We start from the raw sequence: 21,828 nt of genomic DNA, 5'->3' as shown, positions 1-21,828 counted from the left end.
ACTATCGGAGAATCGATCATGCTTAATTGGGAAGACGACAAGCTCGCCACGCAAGCCGCCAAGGCTCCCGCCACCAATGCGGGCGCCGATGCCGGCGCGCCCGACACCCTGCGTGCCGCCACCGGTGTGTTCGGTGACACCGCAATGCCCACCCCCGCCGCGCCGCAAAGCGCGGCCGACCTGGGCACCACCGCCCGCCGCGTGAAGGTCGCCGACAAGCGCATCATCAACGGCGAAACGGACGTCAACCAGCTGGTGCCGTTCAAGTACAAGTGGGCGTGGGAAAAATACCTCGCCACTTGCGCCAACCACTGGATGCCGCAAGAAATCAACATGTCGCGCGACATCGCCCTCTGGAAAAACCCCAACGGGTTGACCGAGGACGAGCGCCGCATCGTCAAGCGCAACCTGGGCTTCTTCGTGACGGCCGACTCGCTGGCCGCCAACAATATCGTGCTGGGCACCTATCGCCACATCACGGCCCCCGAGTGCCGCCAGTTCCTGCTGCGCCAGGCCTTCGAAGAAGCCATCCACACCCACGCTTACCAATACATCGTTGAAAGCCTGGACTTGGATGAGTCGGAAATCTTCAACGCGTACAACGAAGTCGCTTCGATTCGCGCTAAAGATGAGTTTCTGATTCCGTTCATCGAGGCCATTGCCGATCCCAACTTCAAGACGGGCACGCCCGAAGCCGACCAGACACTGCTGAAGTCGCTGATCGTGTTCGCTTGCCTGATGGAAGGGTTGTTCTTCTACGTCGGTTTCACCCAGATCCTGGCGCTGGGCCGGCAGAACAAAATGACCGGCGCGGCCGAGCAGTACATGTACATCCTGCGCGATGAATCCATGCACTGCAATTTCGGTATCGACCTGATCAACACCGTGAAGCTTGAGAATCCTCACCTCTGGACGCCAGAGTTTCGCGAAGAAATTCGCGAACTCTTCCGCAAAGCGGTAGAACTCGAATACGCTTACGCTGAAGACACCATGCCGCGCGGCGTGCTGGGGCTGAATGCGCCGATGTTCAAATCGTATCTGCGCTTCATCGCCAACCGTCGTTGCCAGCAGATCGGCATCGAGCCGCTCTACCCGCAGGAAGAAAACCCCTTCCCGTGGATGGCGGAAATGATCGACCTGAAGAAGGAACGCAACTTTTTTGAAACTCGCGTGATCGAATACCAAACCGGCGGTACGCTGAGCTGGGAGTAAGTGGCAGGGCCTGGTGGCCCGCCATGGTTGTGCTCCTGGTTGGTGTATTCGGACACGTAGGACGTAACGGTAGGCTGCCGGTTCGCTGGCGCCTACCGATGCCATTTGAAATGGCTCGCGCCCCGCTGCGGCGGGGGCCATATCAAATGGCTGTGCTGAATTCATTAGCGCAAGCCGTACAAGCTGTCGCCCGCAAGGGACAGCGGCATGCGCCGATGAATAGCCCGGGTGCGGTTCGCCGTTGGCGTTCCGTGACGCGGGTTTAAGTTCTGGGACCCCTGAACCTAAGGAGCATAACCATGGCAACTGCCAAGAAAGCCGCCAAGAAAGCGGTGAAGAAACCCGCCGCCAAGAAGGCTGTGGCCAAAAAGGCCCCCGCCAAAAAGGCTGCGGTCAAGAAGGTCGCTGTGAAGAAGGTCGCTGCCAAGAAGCCGGCGGTCAAGAAGGTCGCCGCCAAGAAGGTTGCGGCCAAGAAGCCCGCAGCCAAGAAGGTAGCCGCCAAGAAACCGGCCGCCAAGAAGGCTGTCGCCAAGAAGGCCGTGGCCAAGAAAGCCGTAGCCAAGAAGGCTGTCGCCAAGAAGGTCGTCGCCAAAAAGGCCGTGGCCAAGAAGGCCGTAGCCAAGAAGGCTGTCGCCAAGAAGGCCGTCGCCAAGAAAGCCGTCGCTAAGAAGGCCGTTGCCAAGAAAGCCGTAGCCAAGAAGGCCGTCGCCAAGAAGGCGCCTGCCAAGAAAGCTGCTGCCAAGAAGGCTGCTGCCAAGAAGCCGGCGGCTAAAAAGCCTGCTGCCAAAAAGGCTGCCCCCAAGAAGCCCGCTACGCAGCCCTCCACGGCTGCTGCCCCGGGCGCCAAGACCGCGCTGAATCCGGCCGCGTCGTGGCCCTTCCCCACGGGTGGCCGTCCCTAAGGGACTCGCCAGCCTGAGGTAGGCATCAAGCCGCCTGACGCAAGTCGGGCGGCTTTTTCATGCCCCAAGCATCGTGCCGCCAACGCAATGAAAGCCACATGGTTTTCACAAGCACCATGCGACAATAGAACGCGTTACTTTTGGTAGATAGTCCATGATCGGCGATATCCTGCGTTTTCTCATCGACATCCTGTTCACGCTCTTTGGGGCGGCCCTGCTGTTGCGGGCCTGGATGCACGCGGTGCGGCTGCACCCCTTCAATCCCCTGGCCCGGGCCATCTACCAATCCACCAATTGGCTCATCCTGCCTTTGCGGCGAGTGATTCCCGCCACCGGCAGCATCGACTGGACCAGCCTGTTCGCGGCCTGGCTGGCCGCGCTGGTGTTTTTCCTGCTGGTCATCCTGGTCACCATGGGCATGCTGCCGCCGGCCAGTGCGCTGCCGCGCATCCTGCTGACCGCGCTGTTTACCGAGATGCGCTGGGCACTCAATCTCATCGTGTGGCTGACCTTGATCCAGGCGGTGCTGTCGTGGATCAACCCCATGTCGCCGCTGATGGCGCTGCTGCAGACGCTGACCGCCCCGCTGCTTGACCCCATCCGCCGCATTCTGCCGCGCACGGCGATCGATTTCTCCCCGCTGGTGCTGCTCATCCTGGCCCAAATCGCCGCCATGATGCTCACCCGCCTTTCTTACGGCGGCATCTGAGGCCAGCCGGATAGCAACAAGGCGCCTGACGGCGCCTTGTTTCACTTCAGAGGCCGGCGTAGATTTCCAGCAGCTTCTTGCGGTCGGTCTTGTGATTATTGGAGACCGGCAAGGCCGGGCACACCACCAGCTCCGAGGGCACCATATACGGCGGCAGCCGCTCGGCCAGCAAGCGCTTCCAATCCGCTTGAGCCGCCTCGCTGGCATAGGCCGGCGCCGCCACCTCGGCATCCAGAAAACCAATCAGCCGCACGGCCGTGCCATCCGGGCGGCGCAATACGGCGCAGGCGCCGCCACGCACGCCAGCCAGCCCGTGCAAGGCCGCATCGATCTCGGACAGCTCGATGCGATAGCCGTTGAGCTTGATCTGGTCATCCATGCGGCCGCGGCAAAACAGCAAGCCTGCCTCGCCCTCTTCACCCAGATCGCCGGTGCGAAAGCCGCGGCGGCCGTCGGCATCGCGGAAGCATTTCGTGGCGTTCAGGTCGGGACGGTTGAGATAGCCGCGCATGACGTGGTCGCCCACGATGCACAGCTCGCCGTCTTGCACATAGACGCGCGAATCCGGCTTGGCGTAGCCGATGGGCAGCGGATCGTGCGCGGCAATCACGGCGTCGTCGACGACGATGGCCGTGGTGGCCACCGTGGCCTCGGTCGGGCCATAGGTATTGATGATGCGGGCCTGCGGAAAACGCTGGCGCAATTTTTTGGCCAGTGCGACGGTCAGCGGCTCACCGCAAAACAGAAACGTATCCAGCGCCGGCAAGGTCGCGGGCGAAAAATCGCGATTGACCAATTGCTGATGCGCGAACGATGGCGTCGACACCCAGCAGCTGATGCCATGCGCAGCCAGACGCGCATACCACTCGGCGGGCGCGGCGATCTGCTCCCGCGCGCTCAGCACGCAAGCGCCGCCCAGCGCCAGGGCGCCGAAGACCTCGTACATCGACAGGTCGAAGCTAAAAGGCGCCTGATTCATGAAGACCGGCGCCTCTCCCAGGCCGAAAGTGCCCAGCCACACACCCAGCAGCGCCACGCTCTCGCGGCCGATCTGCACGCCCTTGGGGTCTCCCGTGCTGCCCGAGGTGAAGATCACATAGGCCAGCCCTTTTTCATCCAGCGCGCGAGGCTGCGGCGCACCCGCCTCGAAGCGATCCGTCCCGGCGTCGTAGACGGCGCCGGCCCCGACGATCTCGACGATGCGGCGCAGGCGCTCCGTCGGGTAAATAGTGTCGACGGGCACGAAAGGCGCCCCCAGCATCAACGCGCCCACCATGGCCACGAAAAACGCGGTCTGTTTGTGCCCGTAGACGACCACCGGCACATCGGCCGCGATGCCTTGCGCGCGGGCCCGCTCGACCCAGTCCGCGGCGGCCTGCGCCAGTTGCTCCCAGCTCAGATCGCCGTCCGAGCCCGAGACGGCCAGCGCTTGCGGCGCACGCGCCGACGCGACGAATTCGAAAGTATTCAGATCAAAACGCATGGCAGGAGGACTCAGATCGGGCTACGACCGCTGAAGACATAAAGCGCCAGCGCGGCCAGGATGAGCGTGATGATGCGGCCGGCGAACTTGACCCAGCCACGCCCCAGCCAGGCCGCCAGCGCGGGGCGGGTGCGAGCCGCATTGATAAGCAGGTTGTGACCCACGGAATAGGCGCCGAACATCAGGCCGCTGACGACGTAGTGCCAGGTCAGGCCGTTCCAGATGCCCATGGCCAGCAGCGTGGCAAAGATGCCGATGTTCTGCGCGGCCAGCCGGTGGCGACCGAAGAACGCGGTCTTGGCCAGGGCTTTGTAAATGGGCATGAAGACCACGTCGCGCAGCCATTCCGACAGACTGATATGCCAGCGCCGCCAGAAATCCTGCGGGTTGGCGCTGGCCAGCGGATTGCGGAAGTTGGTCGGCAGCACGAAACCAAACAACATGCCGATGCCGATGGCCATATTGCTGTAGCCGGCAAAGTCGAAGAACAGATAAAAACTGTAGAGCGTCGCGTTGGACACCACCCCGGTGAAGGAGTAGTCGTGCGCGTCCAGCGTGGACAGGCCATAGCGCCAGATGGCTTCGGCCAGCCCGAACTTCTGGATGATGCCCAGTAAAGTGAGCTCCAGGCCGCTGAGCCAGGTGTCGAGCGTGACCCCATCGTAGCCGCGCCGGAGGTCTGCCTGAAAGCTGCGCCACCGGTACATGGGGCCGGCCAGCAGGGTCAGCGGGAAGAACAGATAAATGAAGTAATCGAGCGGCGACAGACGCTCATCGCGGTGCGCAAACAACAGCACATCGATGGCGCGGAAGGTCGCGAACGACAGCCCCAACATGGCGGGCAGATGGGTCGCGCCAGTCTTGACCAGCAGCAGCGGCGTCATGGTCACGATCACGGCGACCCACGTGGGGATCCAGCCGCGGCGGTTGGCCCACAACGCGGCGCCGGCAATGGCGTACAGCGCCGCCGGCTGCCAGGGACGCACGCCGAAGACCGCCAGCCAGATCAGCACCGACAAGGCCGCGATGACGTGACGATAGCCCAGCCGCCAGGGCGCGGCCAACGAACGATAAATCAACAGGCCCAGGCCGCCGATGATGGCGCCGCCGAAGAAACTCAGGCTACCGAACAGTTCCATGGCCGGCTCAGAACTGCTGGTACTGGAATTCGACCTTGATCGGCCCGCCGCTGCCCGTGGTGGGCTGCGCTTGCAGGATGAAGACCAGGATCAGGCCAAGATAGAGGCAAAGATGCCAGAAGAAACGCTTCATCGCGAGAAGAACTCCGCAATGCCTCTATCGGCCAAGGCCCAACCCACTTCGGCCAGGTGCATGTCATCACGCACCATGCCGGGCTGGAAGGGAATACTGTAGAGATCCAGGCAACCCATGTCGTAACGCTCGCACATGCCCATGATGGCCGTGACCACCGGATCGAAGCGCTCGACGTCCAGAATGAGCTTGGGATTGAAGGGCTGGATGACGAAATAGGCCCGGACTTTACGCTGCTGCAACAAGGCCATGACGCGCGCCAGATCACCCAGCTCGGGGCGGGTCATGGGCGGGACATCCGGAAACTCATTACGCGCCGGCGAAGGCAGCATGGCCAAGTACTTTTCGTAGTAGTCGTCGCGCACATCGTAGGGATTCTTGCTGCCCAACTCGCGCTCGACATCGGTCGCCTGATCGATCAGCTCGCTCCAGTGCTGGCCGGACAGCCGGGCCGACGATGGCCAGCTCACGAATTTGTGCGCCGGCACGGCCAGGGCGCTGCGCGGCATGTCGAGCTGCGGCTGACTGCGCGCATGCCACCAGGCCGCGACTTTGTCTTTGAACTCCGACACCTGCCCATTGGCCAACAACCACAGCAAGCCCCAGTTGGCGTTGTCGCTGATCCAGGTTTGCATCTGCTCGCGGGTCGCCTGGCGATTCCACAGCCGGTCCCAGACCGGGCCGGTGACGTGTTCGGCGAACGCAGAGCGCGGCAACTGCCCGCCCGAGGCAAACCAGGCCGGCGAGATCATCACCACCAGGCGCGTATTGGGCGTGAGCGAGTCGGCCACCGATTCCAGCACACTGACGATGCCGTACGACTGGAACATGGCGTGGCCGTAGGCCAGCGTCGGCACTTTCAGTTCGCGCGGGAAAAAGTGATACGGCACGAAGCGCAAGTCATGGCTGGACAACTCGGAGGAGCCCAGCACCACGAGCGTGCCGTCGCTCAAGGCGCGAGACAGCCGGTTCAGGTTGACATGCTGCGTGCCCCAGTCCGGTCCCAGATTGGGCAGATAGTTGTCCGTGACCGACGGCGCGTTGGAGATCGGCTGGACATTGCTGTCCAGAAAACGATCTGCTACCCAATAAAACGCCATGGCCAATACACAGGCCGTGAGTGCCGCAGCGATATGCGACAGCAGCCGGGTATTACGTATGGGCAGCGACATAGCCGGCGAGCGTGCGGACCGACTGCATGTGCTCGGCGATTTCCGGAGCCGGAATGCTACAGCCGTACTCTGACTCGACGGCCAGCGTGATATCCACCGCGGCCAGAGAATCGACCAGGCCAGATGCGATCAGGGGTGTATCGACGGTAACTTTTTTCAGAACGATCGATTCAACGATCTCGGCGATACGGGTATGGAGTTCTTGCTCAGTGTGCATAGTCTATGTTGCCGCGCAGCCTGTTAAGGCCGATTACCCCCGCCCCCCGGAGTTAGCAGCGCGACTATACCAAGGGATACTGACTCTGTTCTGAAATTTCTGAAATTTTTTGGGCCCCTGCGCCGCCGCTGTTGAAATACCGCAACACCGCGGCGGCGCCGGGGCCCTTTGCCAAGTAAAACACCCCCCGGGCGCTGCCGCCCGGGGGGTGTTTCTAGCCCTGCGGCCGCAAGCGGCTTAGTAGGGCACGACGCGGGTCGGGCCGCTGCCGCTGATGACCTGCACGCGCTGGCCAACGCTGACCGGCACGTCGGCTTCCTGGGCCACGACACGGGTTTCGCCGTTATCCAGGCGAACCGTGATTTCGTAGCCGGAGTTCTTGCCGACCTGGTTTTCAACGGCGTTGCCGGCCAGCGCGCCCAGCAGGGCACCGCCGACGGTGGCGATGGCGCGGCCCGTGCCGCCGCCGATGGCGTTACCCGCCACGCCGCCCAGGGCACCGCCGGCCACCAGACCGACACCGCTGGACTTTTCATTCTGGATGGTGATCGGGCGCACGCCCGTCACCGTGCCCGTGCGAACGATCTGCTCGCGCTGAGCCTGGTCGTAGCTGTAAACACCGGCCGACGCACTGCGGTTGGCGCAACCGGCCAACGTCACCATGCCAGCAGCCAGGGTCACCACGGCGATTCCGCGGGCGATACGGCCAGCCGAAACAGACGAAGAAATAGTTGTGCTCATTGAGACTCCTCGATCGGGATGTACCGACACATTCGATAATACTCCCCCGCAACAGGTTTCGTTGCCAGGCGAGAAACAGGGTGCAACCAAAAAATCAGTCATGCGGGCCCGGCGCCCTGCCCACAGTATAAAAGCACGCCCGGCCAGCGGCGCCCGAGCCGCTGCCCGTGGCTCAGGCCGGCAAGGCCAGCCCGTAGGCCTGTTGCAGGCGGCGGCTGATCTCCTCGCGCGCCGGCGCATGATTCTGCGGGCCCCGCGACGCGATCTTGATGGCGCCCATCAGGTTGGCCAGCCGCGCGCTGTCGGCCCAGCTCCAGCCAGCGATCAAGCCATAGAGCAGGCCGGCACGGTGCGCATCACCGCAACCGGTGGGATCGACCACCTCGGCAGCCTGCACCGGTTCGATCTGGATTTCCTGGCCATCGGTGTAAAGCGTGGCGCCCTGGGCGCCGCGCGTCACGATCACCGCACGCAAGCTGCGGGCAATCTCGGCCATCTTGCGGCCGGTGCGCTGCTCGACCACGCTGGCTTCGTAATCGTTGACCGTCAATGCCTGGCACAGGCCGAGCATGCGCTCGAGGTCGGCGCCGTCAAACAGCGGCATGGCCTGGCCGAGATCGAAGATGAAGGGGATGCCGCGCGCGGCCAGCGCCTGCGCATGGGCGAACATGCCCTCTTTGGCGTCGGGCGCAACGATGGCCCAGGCCGCGTCGGCCTGACTCAGGTCGTTCTGGGCCGAAAAGGCCATCGCGCCCGGGTGGAAGGCCGTGATCTGGTTGTCGTCCAGATCGGTGGTGATGAAGCACTGCGCGGTGAACGTGCCAGGCACGGTCTTGACGCGGCTGATGTCGATGCCCAGGCCGCCCAGGCGTTCGAGATAGTCGCCCGAATCCTCGCCCACCGTGGCCACCGGCACCGGTTGGCCGCCCAGCAACTTCATGTTGTAGGCGATGTTGCCGGCGCAGCCGCCATATTCCTTGCGCATGCCAGGAACCAGAAAGGACACGCTCAGCGATTGGATGCGATCGGGCAGGATGTGATCCTTGAAGTGGCCTTCAAAGACCGCGATGGTGTCGAACGCCATCGAACCGCATACCAGCACAGAAGAAGCCATGGTCATCCTTCAGGGGAAAAATTTATCGAGTTGGTAACCGTTGACATTGATGCCCTGGATCTCGATGGGCACCGCCAGCGTGACCTCGGCGCCCGCGCCGAAAGGCCCGGCGGCCTGGGCGGGATCGAGGTAATCCTGGGGCATGAGCACCTTGCGTGCCACCACGGTATCTGAAATATCGGTCAACTCCAGGACCAGGGCGGGCCAGGGCTGGGGTTTGTCGTAACGATTGCGCATGACCACGTTGAGCACCATCGGCGCACGCCCTTGCGCGGCGCTGGCCGCCGCGCCCTGCGGCGTGCGCAGGGACGAGGACGTAATGGCGATGCGCTCGAGCCGGCGCGCGTAGCCCACCGTGCAACCCAGGGGTTTGCAAGCCGCCTCCAGCACCGGCCGCAGCCACGGCAGGCTGGTCGCCACGGCGCTGCGCTGCACATAGAGCAACTGCAAGCCAAGCGCCACCAGCGCCAGCAGGCAAGCCACGGCCCAGAGCCGGCGGCCCAGCCCGCGCGAGCGTTGCCGGTCATCGTCGAGAAACTCGGGCGGCGTGCGGCCGCTGTCGGTGGCGCTGGAATACCGGGTACGCCGCTCGCCGGGGACCAGGGGCCCGTCTTCGTCGTCCCAGGTGGGTTCATCGCGCCGCGCATCGTCGGCGTCGGCGCTCAAGCCGGGCTCACGCGCCACCCGGCGCCAGACTTGCGGTTCGGCGCTGATGCGCCAGCTCGGCGGCGCGTCGTCACGGCGTTCGCCACGGAAGGTCGCGCGCCAGGCCTGGGAGTCGGCCGCCTCGGCCGGCGCCGGGCCGAAGGCTTGCGCCGCGTCGGCCTGCGGCGGCTCGCGATCGTCCTCCTCGTCCTCGGAGATGTCCTCCGGCACGTCCTCAGGAACGTCCTCGGGCGGCCGCGCCTCGCGCATGGCCTGCCGGGTGCGCAGCACCGCGGGCGCCTCGGCGCGCGGGGCCGGCGGCTCGGGCTCGGGCTCGGGCTCGGGTTCAGGCTGCGGTTGCGGCTCGGGCAGCACGGGGGCCGCCGCCGCTTGCCAGGCCGGCAGCACGATCGCCTGCTCGACCACCGGCAACGGCGGCCGATTGGCCGCGTCGGGTTCGCCCGGGGTCACCAGGCAGGCGCGGCCATCGAATACGGTATTGCAAACGCCGCAGCGCACCAATCCATTGCGCACCCGCAATTGATCGGCGACCACCTTGAAGGCAGTGGCGCAATGCGGGCAGCGTGTCACCAGGGACATGATCTTGCCTCTGTCCGTGCGTCAGGCCTTGCGTCCGTGCAGGCAAACCCAGCCGTCGCGCTCGCGCCAGACGGACATGGCGATCCAGGGCGCATAAGCGGCGGCCACCTCTTCGGCCTGGCGTTGCAGCACACCGGACAGCACCAGATCCCCGCCGGGCGCGACCCGGCCGGCGAGCATGGGCGCGAGCACCTTCAGCGGATTGGACAGGATGTTGGCCACCACGACTTTGAACTGCCCGTCGGCCAGGCCTTCGGGCAACTGCGCCCGCAAGCTGACCTGATTGACGTCGGCGTTGTCGCGCGTGGACTGCACGGCCTGCGGATCGATATCCACCGCCGTGGTGTCGCCGGCGCCCAGCTTGCGGGCGGCGATGGCCAGAATGCCCGAGCCGCAACCGTAATCCAGCACGTCGGCGCCGGCGGGCAGCTCGGCTTCCAGCCAGGCCAGGCACAGATGGGTGGTCGGATGGCTGCCGGTGCCGAAAGCCAGACCGGGATCGAGTTCGATGCGGATACCGCCGGCAGGGGTCTGCACGCTGTCGTCATCGCGGTGCCAGCTGGGCACGATCCACAGTTGGTCGGAGATCCGAATGGGCCCGAACTGCGATTGCGTCAGGCGCACCCAATCGGCGTCCGGCACGTCGCGCAAGCTCCAGCCGGCGAACTCGGCCACATCCAAACTGACCGATTGCGCAGCTTCTTCGAGCAATTGGGCCGGATCCGCGCCATCGGGCAGAAGCGCCACCACGCGGTTGCGGTCCCAGGCCTGCACGGCAGGCTCGGTGCCGGGTTCGCCAAACAGCGGCCGCTCGTCCTCGGTGCCCAGATCGGCATCCTCGACGGAAACCGACAACACGCCCGCTTCCAGCAGCGCGTCGGACAGTGCCTCGGCCTGGGCCTCACGGCAATAAAGGACCAATTCACGCATATGTGCTTCTTCCTTGCGGCAAGGCCCGCGTCACGCGGGCCCTGTCGCCATCAATACAAAAAACGGGGCCACGCGGGCCCCGATCGCTGCTCAGGGACGCTGAGCCAGCTTGTTTTCCAGATAATGGATACTGGTGCCGCCTTCGATGAAGCGGGCATCCTGCAACAGCTCGCGGTGCAGCGGGATGTTGGTCTGAATGCCTTCGACCACCATTTCCGACAACGCAATGCGCATCCGGGCCAGGGCCTGTTCGCGCGTGTCGCCATAAGTGATGACCTTGGCGATCATCGAGTCGTAATTGGGCGGCACGAAGTAGCTGTTGTAGGCGTGCGAGTCGATGCGCACGCCCGGGCCGCCCGGCGTATGCCAATTCGTGATCCGCCCCGGGCTGGGCACGAAGCGGAAGGGATCTTCGGCATTGATACGGCATTCGATGGCATGGCCCTTGAACGCCACATCCCGCTGGCGCAAGGTGAACTTTTCGCCGGCGGCGATCAGAATCTGCTGCTGAACCAGATCCACGCCTGTGATCAATTCGGTCACCGGGTGCTCGACCTGAATCCGGGTGTTCATTTCAATGAAATAGAACTCGCCGTTTTCGAACAGAAACTCGAACGTGCCCGCGCCGCGGTAGCCCATCTTGCGGCAGGCATCGGCGCAACGGTCGCCGATGCGCTCGATCAGGCGGCGGGGAATGCCCGGCGCCGGCGCCTCTTCGATGACTTTCTGGTGGCGGCGCTGCATGGAGCAATCGCGCTCGCCCAGCCACACGGCGGTGCGTCCGCCATCTGCCAGCACCTGGATCTCCACGTGACGCGGATTTTCCAGGAACTTCTCCATATAGACTTCGGGGTTGTTGAAGGCCGCGCCCGCTTCCGAACGCGTCATGTTGACCGCGTTGATCAGGGCCGCCTCGGTATACACCACGCGCATGCCGCGGCCACCGCCGCCGCCTGCGGCCTTGATGATGACCGGATAGCCCACTTCGCGGGCAACACGCATGATTTCCTGCGGATCATCCGGCAACGCGCCTTCCGAACCCGGCACCACCGGCACGCCGGCTTCGATCATGGCGTGTTTGGCGCTGACCTTGTCGCCCATGAGGCGGATGGTTTCCGGACGCGGGCCGATGAAGACGAAACCGCTTTTCTCGACGCGCTCGGCGAAGTCGGCGTTCTCGGACAGAAAACCGTAGCCAGGGTGAATGGCCTCGGCGTCGGTCACCTCGGCGGCCGAAATGATGGCCGGCATATTGAGGTAGCTTTCGCGCGACGGGGCCGGCCCGATGCACACGGACTCGTCGGCCAGGCGCACGTACTTGGCTTCGCGGTCGGCTTCCGAGTGCACGACCACGGTCTTGATGCCCAGCTCACGGCAGGCGCGCTGGATGCGCAGAGCAATCTCGCCGCGGTTGGCGATCAGGATTTTCTCAAACATTTTTCGCTATCAGCCAATAACGAACAGCGGTTGACCGTATTCGACCGGTTCGCCGTTCTCGACCAGGATTTCTTTGATCACGCCGGATTTGTCGGCTTCGATCTCGTTAAGCAGCTTCATGGCTTCGATGATGCACAGCGCATCGCCTTCCTTGACGGTCTGGCCGACATCGACGAAGGGCGCCGAGCCAGGGTTGGGCGAGCGGTAGAACGTACCGACCATGGGAGCCTTGACGACATGGCCCTGCACCACGGGCGCGGCGGGCGCGGCCGGGGCGGCGGCGGGCGCAGCGGCCACGACCGACGGGGCGGCTTCCGGCGCATGATAGGCAACCGGCTGCAGGGTCTGGGAGAACTTGACGATGCGAACCTTGCCTTCGCCTTCAGTGATTTCAAGCTCGGCAATACCCGATTCAGCCACGAGGTCGATCAGGGTCTTGAGTTTTCGGAGGTCCATGGAAGCTGCTTCCCGATAATGTTGGCGGCGCCCGCGCTGGGCGGATGCTCGTGATGTTTTGCTAAGGAAAAACGTGGGTCCGGGTGAGTGTCAATGCCGCGCCGCGTAGCGCAAGGCCGCCTCGTAGCCGTTCGCTCCCAGACCGCTGATAAGGCCGATGGCGATATCGGAAAGGTAGGAGTGATGCCGGAAGGTCTCGCGCTTATACAGGTTGGACAAATGTACTTCAATAAATGGGATCGCCACTCCGGCCAGCGCATCGCGCACCGCCACACTGGTATGGGTGTAGGCTGCCGCATTGATGATGATGAAATCCGTACCGTCGCGGGCTGCCGCCTGGATACGATCCACCAAGGCCCCTTCATGATTGCTCTGCCAAGCCGACAAGGTCACGCCGAGCTCCGTCGCCAGGGATTCGAGACCCGCGTTGATCTGTGCCAGCGTAAGGCTGCCGTAGATCTCGGGCTCCCGCGTTCCGAGGAGATTCAAATTCGGGCCGTGCAATACCAGTATGCGTCGCGCCATTTGGCCTGCCAGTTGCTGGCAAAACAATCGATAAACCGCCTTTTTACGCCAATTTGAACTATTTGTGCAACTGGCTCAGGCGGCAAGGCCCATAACTGTCTTTTCCAGCACAGCGGGATCGATCTGGCCGAGGATCTTCTGCTTAATGCTGCCATCTGCATTCAAAACCAGGGTAAATGGCAACCCTCCGGCCGGATTGCCCAGCCCGCGCAGCATATCGACCGCCCCGGCGCCCATCACCAGCAAGGGGTAGGAAACCGGCACTTTGGCGACGAATCTTCGCATGTTGTCGGCGGTATCGACACCGATCCCGACAAATTTGACTTTGCCGGCCTTTTTCTGCAGTTCGTCAAGCTCGGGCATTTCCTTGACGCAGGGCGCGCACCACGTGGCCCAGAAATTGATCACCATGGGCTGGCCTCGCCATTGCGACAGGGCCTGGGGCTTGCCGTCCAGATCGGGCAACGACAGCGCGAGCAGGCTGGCCAGCGCGTCCGGCGGCACCGCCGGCGGCGGCACCGCCGGCGGCGGGGCCTGCCGCGCCGAACGCGTATAGATAAAGCCACCTGCGGCCGCCGCGACGGCGACTGCCCCTGCGCAAACGAAGAGTCGTCGGTTCATGCGCCCATCATATACCGGCACCGCCCAAGCCGGCCACGGCCATCCCCTCTACAATGCCTGCAGGAGAACCCCATGCATCTACATATACTTGGCATTTGCGGCACCTTCATGGGCGGACTGGCGCTGATCGCGCGCGAGGCTGGCCATAAAGTGACAGGCTGCGATGCGGGCGTCTACCCGCCCATGAGCACCCAACTGACCGAACAGGGCATCTCTCTGATAGAGGGTTTCGGCGCCGACCAGCTCTCCCTCAAGCCGGATCTGTTCGTGATCGGCAACGTCGTCAGCCGGGGCAACCCGCTGATGGAAGCCATCCTCAACAGCGGCGCGCGCTACATCTCCGGACCCCAATGGCTGGGCGACAACATCCTGCCGCAGGCTCATGTGCTGGCCGTGGCCGGCACCCATGGCAAGACGACCACCAGCTCGATGCTGGCCTGGATACTGGAAGAGGCTGGCCTGCAGCCCAACTTCCTGATCGGCGGCGTGGCGCCCGGCCTGAAGGTTTCAGCGCGCTACCGGCCTACCGTGCGGCCCTTCGTCATCGAGGCCGACGAATACGACACCGCGTTTTTCGACAAACGCTCAAAGTTCGTCCATTACCGGCCCCGCACGGCCATCCTGAACAACCTCGAATACGATCACGCCGACATCTTTCCGGATCTGGCCGCCATCGAGACGCAGTTTCATCACCTGGTGCGCACCATCCCCTCGGAAGGCCGCATCGTGCTGCCCACCCGCAGCGAAGCGCTCGAGCGCGTACTGGCGCGGGGCAATTGGTCGCGCACGGTGCGCTTTGGCGCGGGCGGAGCCTGGCAGGCGGGCCCGGTCGACGAGGATGGCGCCTTTACCGTGCTGCGCGAGGGCCACAGCGTGGGCACCGTGCGCTGGGCGCTGGGCGGCGAACATAACCGCATGAATGCCCTGGCCGCGCTGGCGGCGGCCGAGGACGTCGGCGTGCCGGCCGCCGAGGGCGTGGCAGCTCTGAGCCGTTTCGCCGGCGTCAAACGGCGCATGGAGTTGCGCGGCACGGTCCACGGCGTGACGGTCTACGACGATTTCGCCCATCACCCCACCGCGATCGCGACCACCGTCGCGGGCCTGCGCCGCCAGGTTGGCCCGGCCCGCATCCTGGCCGTCCTGGAGCCGCGCTCGAACACCATGAAACTCGGCACCATGGCGGCGCGCCTGCCGCAGGCCCTGGCCGGCGCGGATCTGGTGTTCTGCTTTGGCGCCCACGAGGGCAAGCACGCCCTGGGCTGGAACCCGGCCGAGGTGCTGGCGCCGCTGGGCGAACGCGCCAGCAGCTACGAGGACCTCGACGCACTGGTGGCGGCCGTCAGCCAGGCCGCGCGCCCGGGCGACCACGTCCTGGTGATGAGCAATGGCGGCTTTGGCGGCGTGCACGACAAACTGCTCAACGCGCTGGCGCGGGTGTGATGCGTCCCGCCGCCATGCCTGCCGCCAAAATCCTGTATCTGCACGGTTTCCGCTCGTCACCGGACTCTTTCAAAGCCCGGCTGATGGGGCAGGCCATGGCCGAACGGGGCCGGCAGCAGGATTACGCCTGCCCGGCGCTGCCCGCCAGCCCGCGCGCGGCAGCCGCGCTGGCGCGGGACACGGCCCGGCAGTTGCTGGCCGACGACGACACCACGCCGCTGACCGTGGTCGGCTCCTCGCTGGGCGGCTATTACGCCACCTGGCTGGCCGAACAACTGGGCTGCAAGGCAGTGCTGATCAACCCGGCGGTCCATGCCGCGCGGGACCTGGCCACCCAGGTCGGCGAACACACGATGTATCATTCGCCGGCCCCTTTCGTCTTTCTGCCCGAGTACGTGCAGGAGCTGCGCGAGCTGGATGTCCCGGAGTTGACCCGTCCGCAACGGTATTTCCTGCTGGCGGCCACCGGCGACGAAGTGCTGGACTGGCGCGAGATGCGCGATCGCTTCGAAGGCTGCCGCCAACGCATCATTCCGGGCAGCGACCATGGCCTGTCCGACTTCGCGCAATGGCTGCCGGAGGTACTTGATTTTGCCCTGGTTCACCCCCACTGATTAAACTCCCGATACGCCCGGCCGCGCTGCGCCCCGGCCCGATGGACTGATATATGTACGTGTTTTACGAAGATGACGGCAGTTTCAAAGCCGGCAATATCCTGTCGGAAACCGACACCAGCCTGCAGGTGGAGTCGGAGTCGGGCAAGCGCAGCAAAATAAAGCGCGCCAATACCCTGTTCAACTTTGCCGCGCCGGAGCCGGCCGCGCTGATGCGCGAGGCCGCCGCGCTGGCTGAAGATATCGATCTGGCCTTTCTGTGGGAATGCGCGCCTCAGGAAGAGTTCGACGCCCCGGTACTGGCGGCCGACTACTTCGGCCACGCGCCCAGCGCCGTGGAGCAGGCCGCCTTGCTGATGCGCCTGCACGGCGCGCCGGTGTACTTCCACCGCCGCGGCAAAGGCCATTACCGTCCGGCACCGCCCGACATCCTGCAAGCCGCGCTGGCCGCGCTGGAGAAAAAACAGCGCCAGGCCGAGCAGCAGCAGACCTGGGTCGACGCCATGGCGCAGGGCACGCTGCCCGAGGAGATCGGCCAGATGGCCGAATCGCTGCTGGTGCGCCCCGACAAGAACACCATGCAATGGAAGGCGCTGGACGCGGCCTGCGCGCGCCTGCAGAAAAGCCCCGACCGGCTCTTGCTGGAGCTGGGCGCCTGGCCCAATGCGCTGGCCTTGCACAAGCAGCGCTTCCTGGCGGTCAACTTCCCGCGCGGCGTGGGTTTTCCGGATATCAGCCTGCCCGCGGTCACGCAGGAGCTGCCGCTGGCCGACGCGGAGATCTATTCGATCGATGACGTCACCACCACCGAAATCGACGATGCGCTCTCGGTAACCCGCCTGCCTGACGGCCGCGTGCGCGTGGGCATCCACGTCGCCGCCCCCGGCCTGGCGGTCACGCGCGGCAGCGATCTGGACAAGCTGGCGCGCCAGCGCCTGTCGACGGTCTACATGCCGGGCGACAAAATCCCCATGCAGCCCGACTCGGTGATCCAGACCTTTTCGCTGGACGCCGGGCGCGAAGTCCCCGCCCTGTCGCTCTATGTGACGGCCGACCCGGCCACGGGCGAGATCATCGCCTCCGACACCCGCGTCGAACGCATCGTGGTGCGCGAAAACCTGCGCCACAACCAACTCGACACCCAGGTGACCGAAGCCGCGCTGGCCGACCCCGACGCCCCGCTGCCCTATGGCCACTGGCTGCGCCCCCTGTGGCAATTGGCCCAGTCGCTGTCGGCTCAGCGCGAAATCATCCGCGGCAAGCCCGAGAACAACAGCCGGGTCGAGTACAGCTTCTACCTGGACGGCGACCCCGACAATCCCGACACCCCGGTGCGGCTGGTGCCGCGCCAGCGCAATGCGCCGCTGGATCGCATGGTGGCCGAGTACATGATCCTGGCCAACAACCTCTGGGGCGGCCTGCTGCACCAGCATGGTGTGCCGGGCATCTACCGTTCGCAGCAGGCCGGGCGGGTGCGCATGAGCACCCAGGCCTTGCCGCACGAGGCCATCGGCGTGCCGCAATACGCCTGGAGCACCTCGCCGCTGCGGCGTTATGTCGACCTGGTCAACCAGTGGCAGCTGATCGCGGCCGTGGAGAACGGCGTGTCGGCGCGCCTGGTCGCGCCCTTCAAACCCAAGGATGCCGATCTGTTCGCCATCATCGGCGCCTTCGACGCGCAGTACGCGGCCTGGGCCGACTTCCAGAACGCCATGGAACGCTACTGGTGCCTGCGCTGGCTGCGGCAGCAGAACATCAGCCGCAGCGTCGCCCACGTCCTGCGTGACGATCTGGTGCGCCTGGGCAATGCGCCCCTGGTCACGCGCGTCGGCGGGCTGCCCGAGCTCGAGCGCGGCGCGGCCGTCGAAATCGACATCATGGGCATGGACGAGCTCGCGCTCGAACTGGACTGCCGCTACCTCGGTCCGGCATAACACCGCGCTGAGCGGGGAGCGGGCGGTTCACCTAAAATGCTCGGGTGCATCGCCCCATCCTCCCCTCCTCCTGGGTGGCCGACCGGCGCTATCTGCTGGTGGCCATCGCCATTTCGCTGCTGGTCCACGCGGGCCTGCTGGCCTGGCGCCTGGGCGCGCCGCCGTCGCGGCGCACGCCGCTCACCAGTCTGGAAGTCACCCTGGTCAATGCCCACACCGACAGCACGCCCGCGCGGGCCCAGGTGCTGGCCCAGGCCGCGGTCGACGGCGGCGGCAATGCGCAGGCCGGCGTGGCCAGCTCCCCCCTGCCCCGTACGGGCGATTCGCCAGACACCATCGTGCTGCAGGCCATGCGCAAGCGCCAGGCCCAGCTCGAGGCCGAGCAGACGCGTCTGCTGACCCAGATTTCCTCGGCCGATCTGGCCGGCGCGGCGCGCGAGCCGGTACATCCCTGGGATGAGTCGCAAGCCCCCGGCGACAGCGTCGAAGATCAGGCCGGGCTGGTGCAAAACGGCCAGGTGGCCACCCTGGCCAACCGCGTCCAGGCGTATAGCGCGCTGCCGCGCAAAACGTTCGTCGCGCCCGCCGCCCAGGCCTCGCCCTATGCCGCCTACCTGGATGCCTGGCGCACCCGCATCGAATCCATCGGCACCCAGCATTTCCCCGCGCAAGCGCGCGGCCGCGTCTACGGCAGCCTGCGCATCACGGTCAGCATCCGCCCCGACGGCAGTCTGGCGGGGTTCGAGATCGATCAGCCTTCGGAGCACGCGGTGCTCAACCAGGCCGCACGCCGCATCGTGCAGATGGCCGCCCCCTTCGCCCCCTTTCCGCCCGATCTGGCCCGCGACACCGACGTGCTGGTCATCACACGCACCTGGCACTTCGTCAACGATTCCCTGGAAACCTCCGCACCATGAGCCTCACCCCGGCCGACGCCCTGCTGCGCTACGCTGTCATCGGCAACCCCATTGCACATAGCCGTTCGCCGCAAATCCACGCGATGTTCGCCGAGCAGACCCATATCGCGCTCGACTACGAGCGGCTCGCCGCGCCGCTGGACGGGTTCCGGGACACGGTAAAAACCTTTTTCCTGCAAGGCGGCCGGGGCCTGAACGTCACCGTGCCCTTCAAGCAGGAGGCCTATGCCCTGGCGCAGGATCATCTGTCGACGCGCGCGCGCGTGGCCGGCGCCGTCAATACGCTGACCTGGCGCGACGGGGTGGTGCACGGCTGCAACACCGACGGCGTAGGGCTGGTCGACGACCTCAAGCGCCTGGGCGCCGCACTGCAGGGCGCACGGCTGCTGCTGGTCGGCGCGGGCGGCGCGGCCCGCGGGGTCCTGCAACCCTTGGCCGAGGCGGGCTGCGCCGACATCCGGATCGTCAACCGCAGTCCGGCGCGCGCCGCGGAACTGGCCGCCACCTGGCAAGCCAGCGGCTTGCACAGCGGCACGCGGGTCAGCGCCGGCGGTCTGCCCGATGCGGCCCGGCCAGGCGGCTGGGATGTCGTGGTCAACGCCACCGCCAGCAGCCTGCGGGACGAAGCGCCCGCCATGCCCCCGGGGCTGTATGCCACCGACGCGCTGGCCTACGATATGGTGTATGGGGCCCGCCCCACGGCGTTCATGCACCAGGCCACGGCCGACGGCGCGGCGCGCACGGCCGACGGCCTGGGGATGCTGGTGGGCCAGGCAGCGGAGAGCTTTTACATCTGGCACGGGCTGCGTCCCGACCCCTCGGCCGTGCTGACCACGCTGCGCGCCGAGCTGCTGGCCGAGGACTAGGCATCACCGGAGATCCGCATGGCTCGACCCCGATCCTGGTTTCGCATCGTCACCGGCGCCCTCATGGCGCTGCTCAGTTTGCTGCTCATCTATGAGCTGGCGATGTTTTCCATGGTGGTGTGGTACGCCTACCGCGATCCGGGCAGCAGCGCCATCATGCGCCAGGAGCTGTCGCGCCTGCGCGAGACCAACCCCAAAGCCGAGCTGAGCTACACCTGGGTTCCCTACGACCGGATCAACACCTCGCTCAAACGGGCGGTCATCGCCTCCGAGGATGCCAATTTCACCGAGCACGACGGGGTCGAATGGGACGCCATCCGCAAGGCCTGGGAGTACAACCACGAGCAGCAGGCCGAGGGCCGCAGCAAGCTGCGGGGCGGCTCGACGATTACCCAGCAATTGGCCAAGAACCTGTTTCTGTCCAGTTCGCGCAGCTATCTGCGCAAGGGACAGGAACTGGTGCTTACCTATATGATCGAACACGTCATGCCCAAGGAACGCATTCTGGAGCTTTATCTGAATGTGGCCGAATGGGGCGTGGGCGTGTTCGGGGCGGAAGCCGCCGCGCGCCATTACTATGGAATCAGCGCGGCCAGCCTGGGCGCGTCGCAATCGGCCCGCCTGGCGGCGATGCTGCCCAATCCGCGCTACTACGACAAGCACAGAAACACCAGTTATCTGAACTCCCGCACGGCGACACTGTTGCGCCGGATGCGCATGGTGGACATTCCGTAACAGCCATCAGGCGGCCCTGGCCTCATATTTGTTAAAGTTTTGTGTTTTACGCGCCGCAAGAAGCGCCCTGAAGGTTTTCGAGATTCATGCGTACAGCCCGCCGCTATCTGGCCCGCGAGATCTATCGCTCCTGTGCAGTGGTCCTTTTGGCCCTGCTGGGGCTGTTCACGTTTTTTGCCCTGGTCGATGACCTGGACAACGTGGGCGACAAATTCAGCATGCTGGCCCTGCTCTATATGCAGGCGCTGGCCCTGCCCACTCGTCTGTACGATCTGCTGCCCATCGGCCTGCTGATCGGCGCCATTCTGGCGCTGGCCGGCCTGGCGCAACGCAACGAGCTGGTCATTCTGCGCGTCTCGGGCGTGAGCGGCATGCGGCTGATGCGCATGCTGTGGATCATCACCATCCCGCTGATGATAGGCGCGACCCTGCTCTCGGAGTACGTCACCCCCATCGCCGAAATCAAAAGCGGCGAGGCCGACCTCACTTTCCGCGGCAAGGCCGGCGGCGGCCGCCTGAACAGCGGCTATTGGTTCAAGGAACCCACCCGCGACGGCGGCACGCGCATCATCAACATCAAGACACTGCTGGCCGACGGCCAGGTGCGCGATGTCACGCTGTACGAACTCAAACCCAATCTGGAACTCGAATCGCTGTCCACGGCGGCCACCGGCCAGTTCGCCGGCGGCGACCTGGTCCTGACCGATGTCGTGCAGACGCGGATCGACGACAAGGCCGCCGAGGCCCTGGCCAACGCCAAGCCGCCCGCCACGCCCCCGGCCCAGGTCAGCAAGCAGGCCAGCCTGCGGCTGGACACCACGCTCAGCCCCGAACGCCTGCTGGCGCGCGTGCTGACGCCCGAGCGCATGTCCGCCGTCACCCTGCTGGACTACATCGATTATCTGCATCACAACCAACTGCAGGCCGACCGCCAGATCGTCGCCCTGTGGCGCAAGTTCGTCTATCCCTTCACCTTGCTGGTGATGATCACCATCGCCGCGCCCATCGCCTTCATGCAGACCCGCCGCGGCGGCGTGGGCGTGAAGGTGTTCATCGGCATTCTGATGGGCGTGGCCTTCTTCATGATCAACCAACTGGCCCTGAACGTCGGCATGCTCAGCCGCTGGCCGCCCTGGCTGACCGCGCTCGGGCCCAACGCGGCCGCCATGACACTGGCGCTGGGCGCACTGGTCATGATGGAATACCGGCATGCCTTCACGCGGCATCGACAACAACGCAAAGCTGCCTGAGCGCAGCCCTTTACCGAAGACTCCACAACGCGGAGA

23 protein-coding genes are annotated in these 21,828 nt (G+C 65.2%); 10 read left to right on the top strand and 13 right to left on the bottom strand.

The genetic code is table 11. The annotated features are described in order from the left end of the window. Positions 1-18: 18 nt before the first annotated feature. From CAL22_RS02795 to CAL22_RS02785, 3 genes are all read left to right on the top strand, one after another. Complete coding sequence (locus CAL22_RS02795) at positions 19-1,212, top strand: ribonucleotide-diphosphate reductase subunit beta (RefSeq protein WP_094810154.1); 1,194 nt, start codon at positions 19-21, stop codon at positions 1,210-1,212. A 299-nt stretch (positions 1,213-1,511) separates the two neighbouring features. Next, positions 1,512-2,114 carry a histone H1-like DNA-binding protein gene (locus CAL22_RS02790; RefSeq protein ID WP_094810152.1) on the top strand — a complete coding sequence of 201 codons (603 nt, stop codon included), beginning with the start codon at positions 1,512-1,514 and terminating at the stop codon, positions 2,112-2,114. Positions 2,115-2,268: 154 nt separating this feature from the next. Beyond that, entirely contained in the window at positions 2,269-2,823 is a 555-nt protein-coding gene (locus CAL22_RS02785) for a YggT family protein (RefSeq protein WP_094810150.1), read from the top strand. Between the two features lie 46 nt (positions 2,824-2,869). On the opposite strand, the gene CAL22_RS02780 is transcribed toward CAL22_RS02785, so the two are convergent. The 13 genes from CAL22_RS02780 to CAL22_RS02720 form a co-directional block, all read right to left on the bottom strand. Continuing rightward, positions 2,870-4,306 (bottom strand): D-alanine--poly(phosphoribitol) ligase, encoded by a 1,437-nt coding sequence (locus tag CAL22_RS02780; protein WP_094810148.1) that lies wholly within the window; start codon positions 4,304-4,306, stop codon positions 2,870-2,872. 11 nt (positions 4,307-4,317) lie between these two features. Further along, positions 4,318-5,445, bottom strand: coding sequence for an MBOAT family O-acyltransferase (locus CAL22_RS02775; RefSeq protein WP_094810147.1), 1,128 nt, complete (start codon positions 5,443-5,445; stop codon positions 4,318-4,320). 7 nt (positions 5,446-5,452) lie between these two features. Beyond that, the gene (locus CAL22_RS21400; protein WP_012418628.1) at positions 5,453-5,578 is read right to left on the bottom strand and encodes a hypothetical protein; all 126 of its coding nucleotides are present in this window, start codon (positions 5,576-5,578) and stop codon (positions 5,453-5,455) included. After that, entirely contained in the window at positions 5,575-6,750 is a 1,176-nt protein-coding gene (locus tag CAL22_RS02765) for a D-alanyl-lipoteichoic acid biosynthesis protein DltD (RefSeq protein WP_094810145.1), read from the bottom strand. Before CAL22_RS02765 ends, CAL22_RS21400 begins: the two co-directional genes overlap by 4 nt. Further along, on the bottom strand, positions 6,731-6,967 hold the full coding sequence (locus tag CAL22_RS02760) for an acyl carrier protein (RefSeq protein ID WP_094810143.1): 237 nt from the start codon (positions 6,965-6,967) through the stop codon (positions 6,731-6,733). Before CAL22_RS02760 ends, CAL22_RS02765 begins: the two co-directional genes overlap by 20 nt. 237 nt (positions 6,968-7,204) lie before the next feature. Continuing rightward, the gene (locus CAL22_RS02755; protein ID WP_094810141.1) at positions 7,205-7,708 is read right to left on the bottom strand and encodes a glycine zipper 2TM domain-containing protein; all 504 of its coding nucleotides are present in this window, start codon (positions 7,706-7,708) and stop codon (positions 7,205-7,207) included. Positions 7,709-7,880: 172 nt separating this feature from the next. Next, positions 7,881-8,822: a carbohydrate kinase family protein gene (locus CAL22_RS02750; protein WP_094811082.1), complete on the bottom strand. Its 942-nt coding sequence runs from the start codon at positions 8,820-8,822 to the stop codon at positions 7,881-7,883. 9 nt (positions 8,823-8,831) lie between these two features. Then, positions 8,832-10,067 (bottom strand): DUF3426 domain-containing protein, encoded by a 1,236-nt coding sequence (locus tag CAL22_RS02745; protein WP_094810139.1) that lies wholly within the window; start codon positions 10,065-10,067, stop codon positions 8,832-8,834. A 21-nt stretch (positions 10,068-10,088) separates the two neighbouring features. Next, complete coding sequence (gene prmA / locus CAL22_RS02740) at positions 10,089-10,997, bottom strand: 50S ribosomal protein L11 methyltransferase (RefSeq protein ID WP_094810137.1); 909 nt, start codon at positions 10,995-10,997, stop codon at positions 10,089-10,091. Between the two features lie 90 nt (positions 10,998-11,087). Continuing rightward, positions 11,088-12,434, bottom strand: a complete 1,347-nt coding sequence (accC, locus tag CAL22_RS02735; protein ID WP_094810135.1) for an acetyl-CoA carboxylase biotin carboxylase subunit — start codon at positions 12,432-12,434, stop codon at positions 11,088-11,090. Positions 12,435-12,443: 9 nt separating this feature from the next. Continuing rightward, the gene (gene accB, locus CAL22_RS02730; RefSeq protein ID WP_094810133.1) at positions 12,444-12,890 is read right to left on the bottom strand and encodes an acetyl-CoA carboxylase biotin carboxyl carrier protein; all 447 of its coding nucleotides are present in this window, start codon (positions 12,888-12,890) and stop codon (positions 12,444-12,446) included. 90 nt (positions 12,891-12,980) lie between these two features. Then, complete coding sequence (gene aroQ, locus CAL22_RS02725) at positions 12,981-13,415, bottom strand: type II 3-dehydroquinate dehydratase (protein ID WP_094810131.1); 435 nt, start codon at positions 13,413-13,415, stop codon at positions 12,981-12,983. Between the two features lie 75 nt (positions 13,416-13,490). Next, positions 13,491-14,036, bottom strand: coding sequence for a TlpA family protein disulfide reductase (locus tag CAL22_RS02720; protein ID WP_094810129.1), 546 nt, complete (start codon positions 14,034-14,036; stop codon positions 13,491-13,493). Between the two features lie 72 nt (positions 14,037-14,108). Between CAL22_RS02720 and mpl the strand changes: the two genes are divergently transcribed. From mpl to lptG, 7 genes are all read left to right on the top strand, one after another. Then, positions 14,109-15,476 carry a UDP-N-acetylmuramate:L-alanyl-gamma-D-glutamyl-meso-diaminopimelate ligase gene (mpl, locus tag CAL22_RS02715; protein WP_094810127.1) on the top strand — a complete coding sequence of 456 codons (1,368 nt, stop codon included), beginning with the start codon at positions 14,109-14,111 and terminating at the stop codon, positions 15,474-15,476. After that, the gene (locus CAL22_RS02710) at positions 15,476-16,090 is read left to right on the top strand and encodes a YqiA/YcfP family alpha/beta fold hydrolase (RefSeq protein WP_094810125.1); all 615 of its coding nucleotides are present in this window, start codon (positions 15,476-15,478) and stop codon (positions 16,088-16,090) included. The genes mpl and CAL22_RS02710 overlap by 1 nt, the downstream gene beginning before the upstream one ends. A gap of 53 nt (positions 16,091-16,143) precedes the next feature. Next, positions 16,144-18,024 (top strand): RNB domain-containing ribonuclease, encoded by a 1,881-nt coding sequence (locus tag CAL22_RS02705; protein WP_094810123.1) that lies wholly within the window; start codon positions 16,144-16,146, stop codon positions 18,022-18,024. 44 nt (positions 18,025-18,068) lie between these two features. After that, positions 18,069-18,941, top strand: a complete 873-nt coding sequence (locus tag CAL22_RS02700) for an energy transducer TonB family protein (RefSeq protein ID WP_094810121.1) — start codon at positions 18,069-18,071, stop codon at positions 18,939-18,941. Further along, positions 18,938-19,807, top strand: a complete 870-nt coding sequence (gene aroE / locus CAL22_RS02695; protein ID WP_094810119.1) for a shikimate dehydrogenase — start codon at positions 18,938-18,940, stop codon at positions 19,805-19,807. Before CAL22_RS02700 ends, aroE begins: the two co-directional genes overlap by 4 nt. Positions 19,808-19,825: 18 nt before the next feature. Continuing rightward, positions 19,826-20,542, top strand: coding sequence for a monofunctional biosynthetic peptidoglycan transglycosylase (mtgA, locus tag CAL22_RS02690; RefSeq protein WP_094810117.1), 717 nt, complete (start codon positions 19,826-19,828; stop codon positions 20,540-20,542). Between the two features lie 86 nt (positions 20,543-20,628). Next, positions 20,629-21,792, top strand: coding sequence for an LPS export ABC transporter permease LptG (gene lptG, locus CAL22_RS02685; protein WP_094810115.1), 1,164 nt, complete (start codon positions 20,629-20,631; stop codon positions 21,790-21,792). Positions 21,793-21,828: the final 36 nt, after the last annotated feature.

The sequence above is a fragment of the Bordetella genomosp. 12 genome (assembly GCF_002261355.1).
In the GTDB taxonomy this organism is placed as follows: Bacteria; Pseudomonadota; Gammaproteobacteria; order Burkholderiales; family Burkholderiaceae_B; genus Bordetella.
This window is presented reverse-complemented; position numbering and strand designations above follow the sequence as displayed.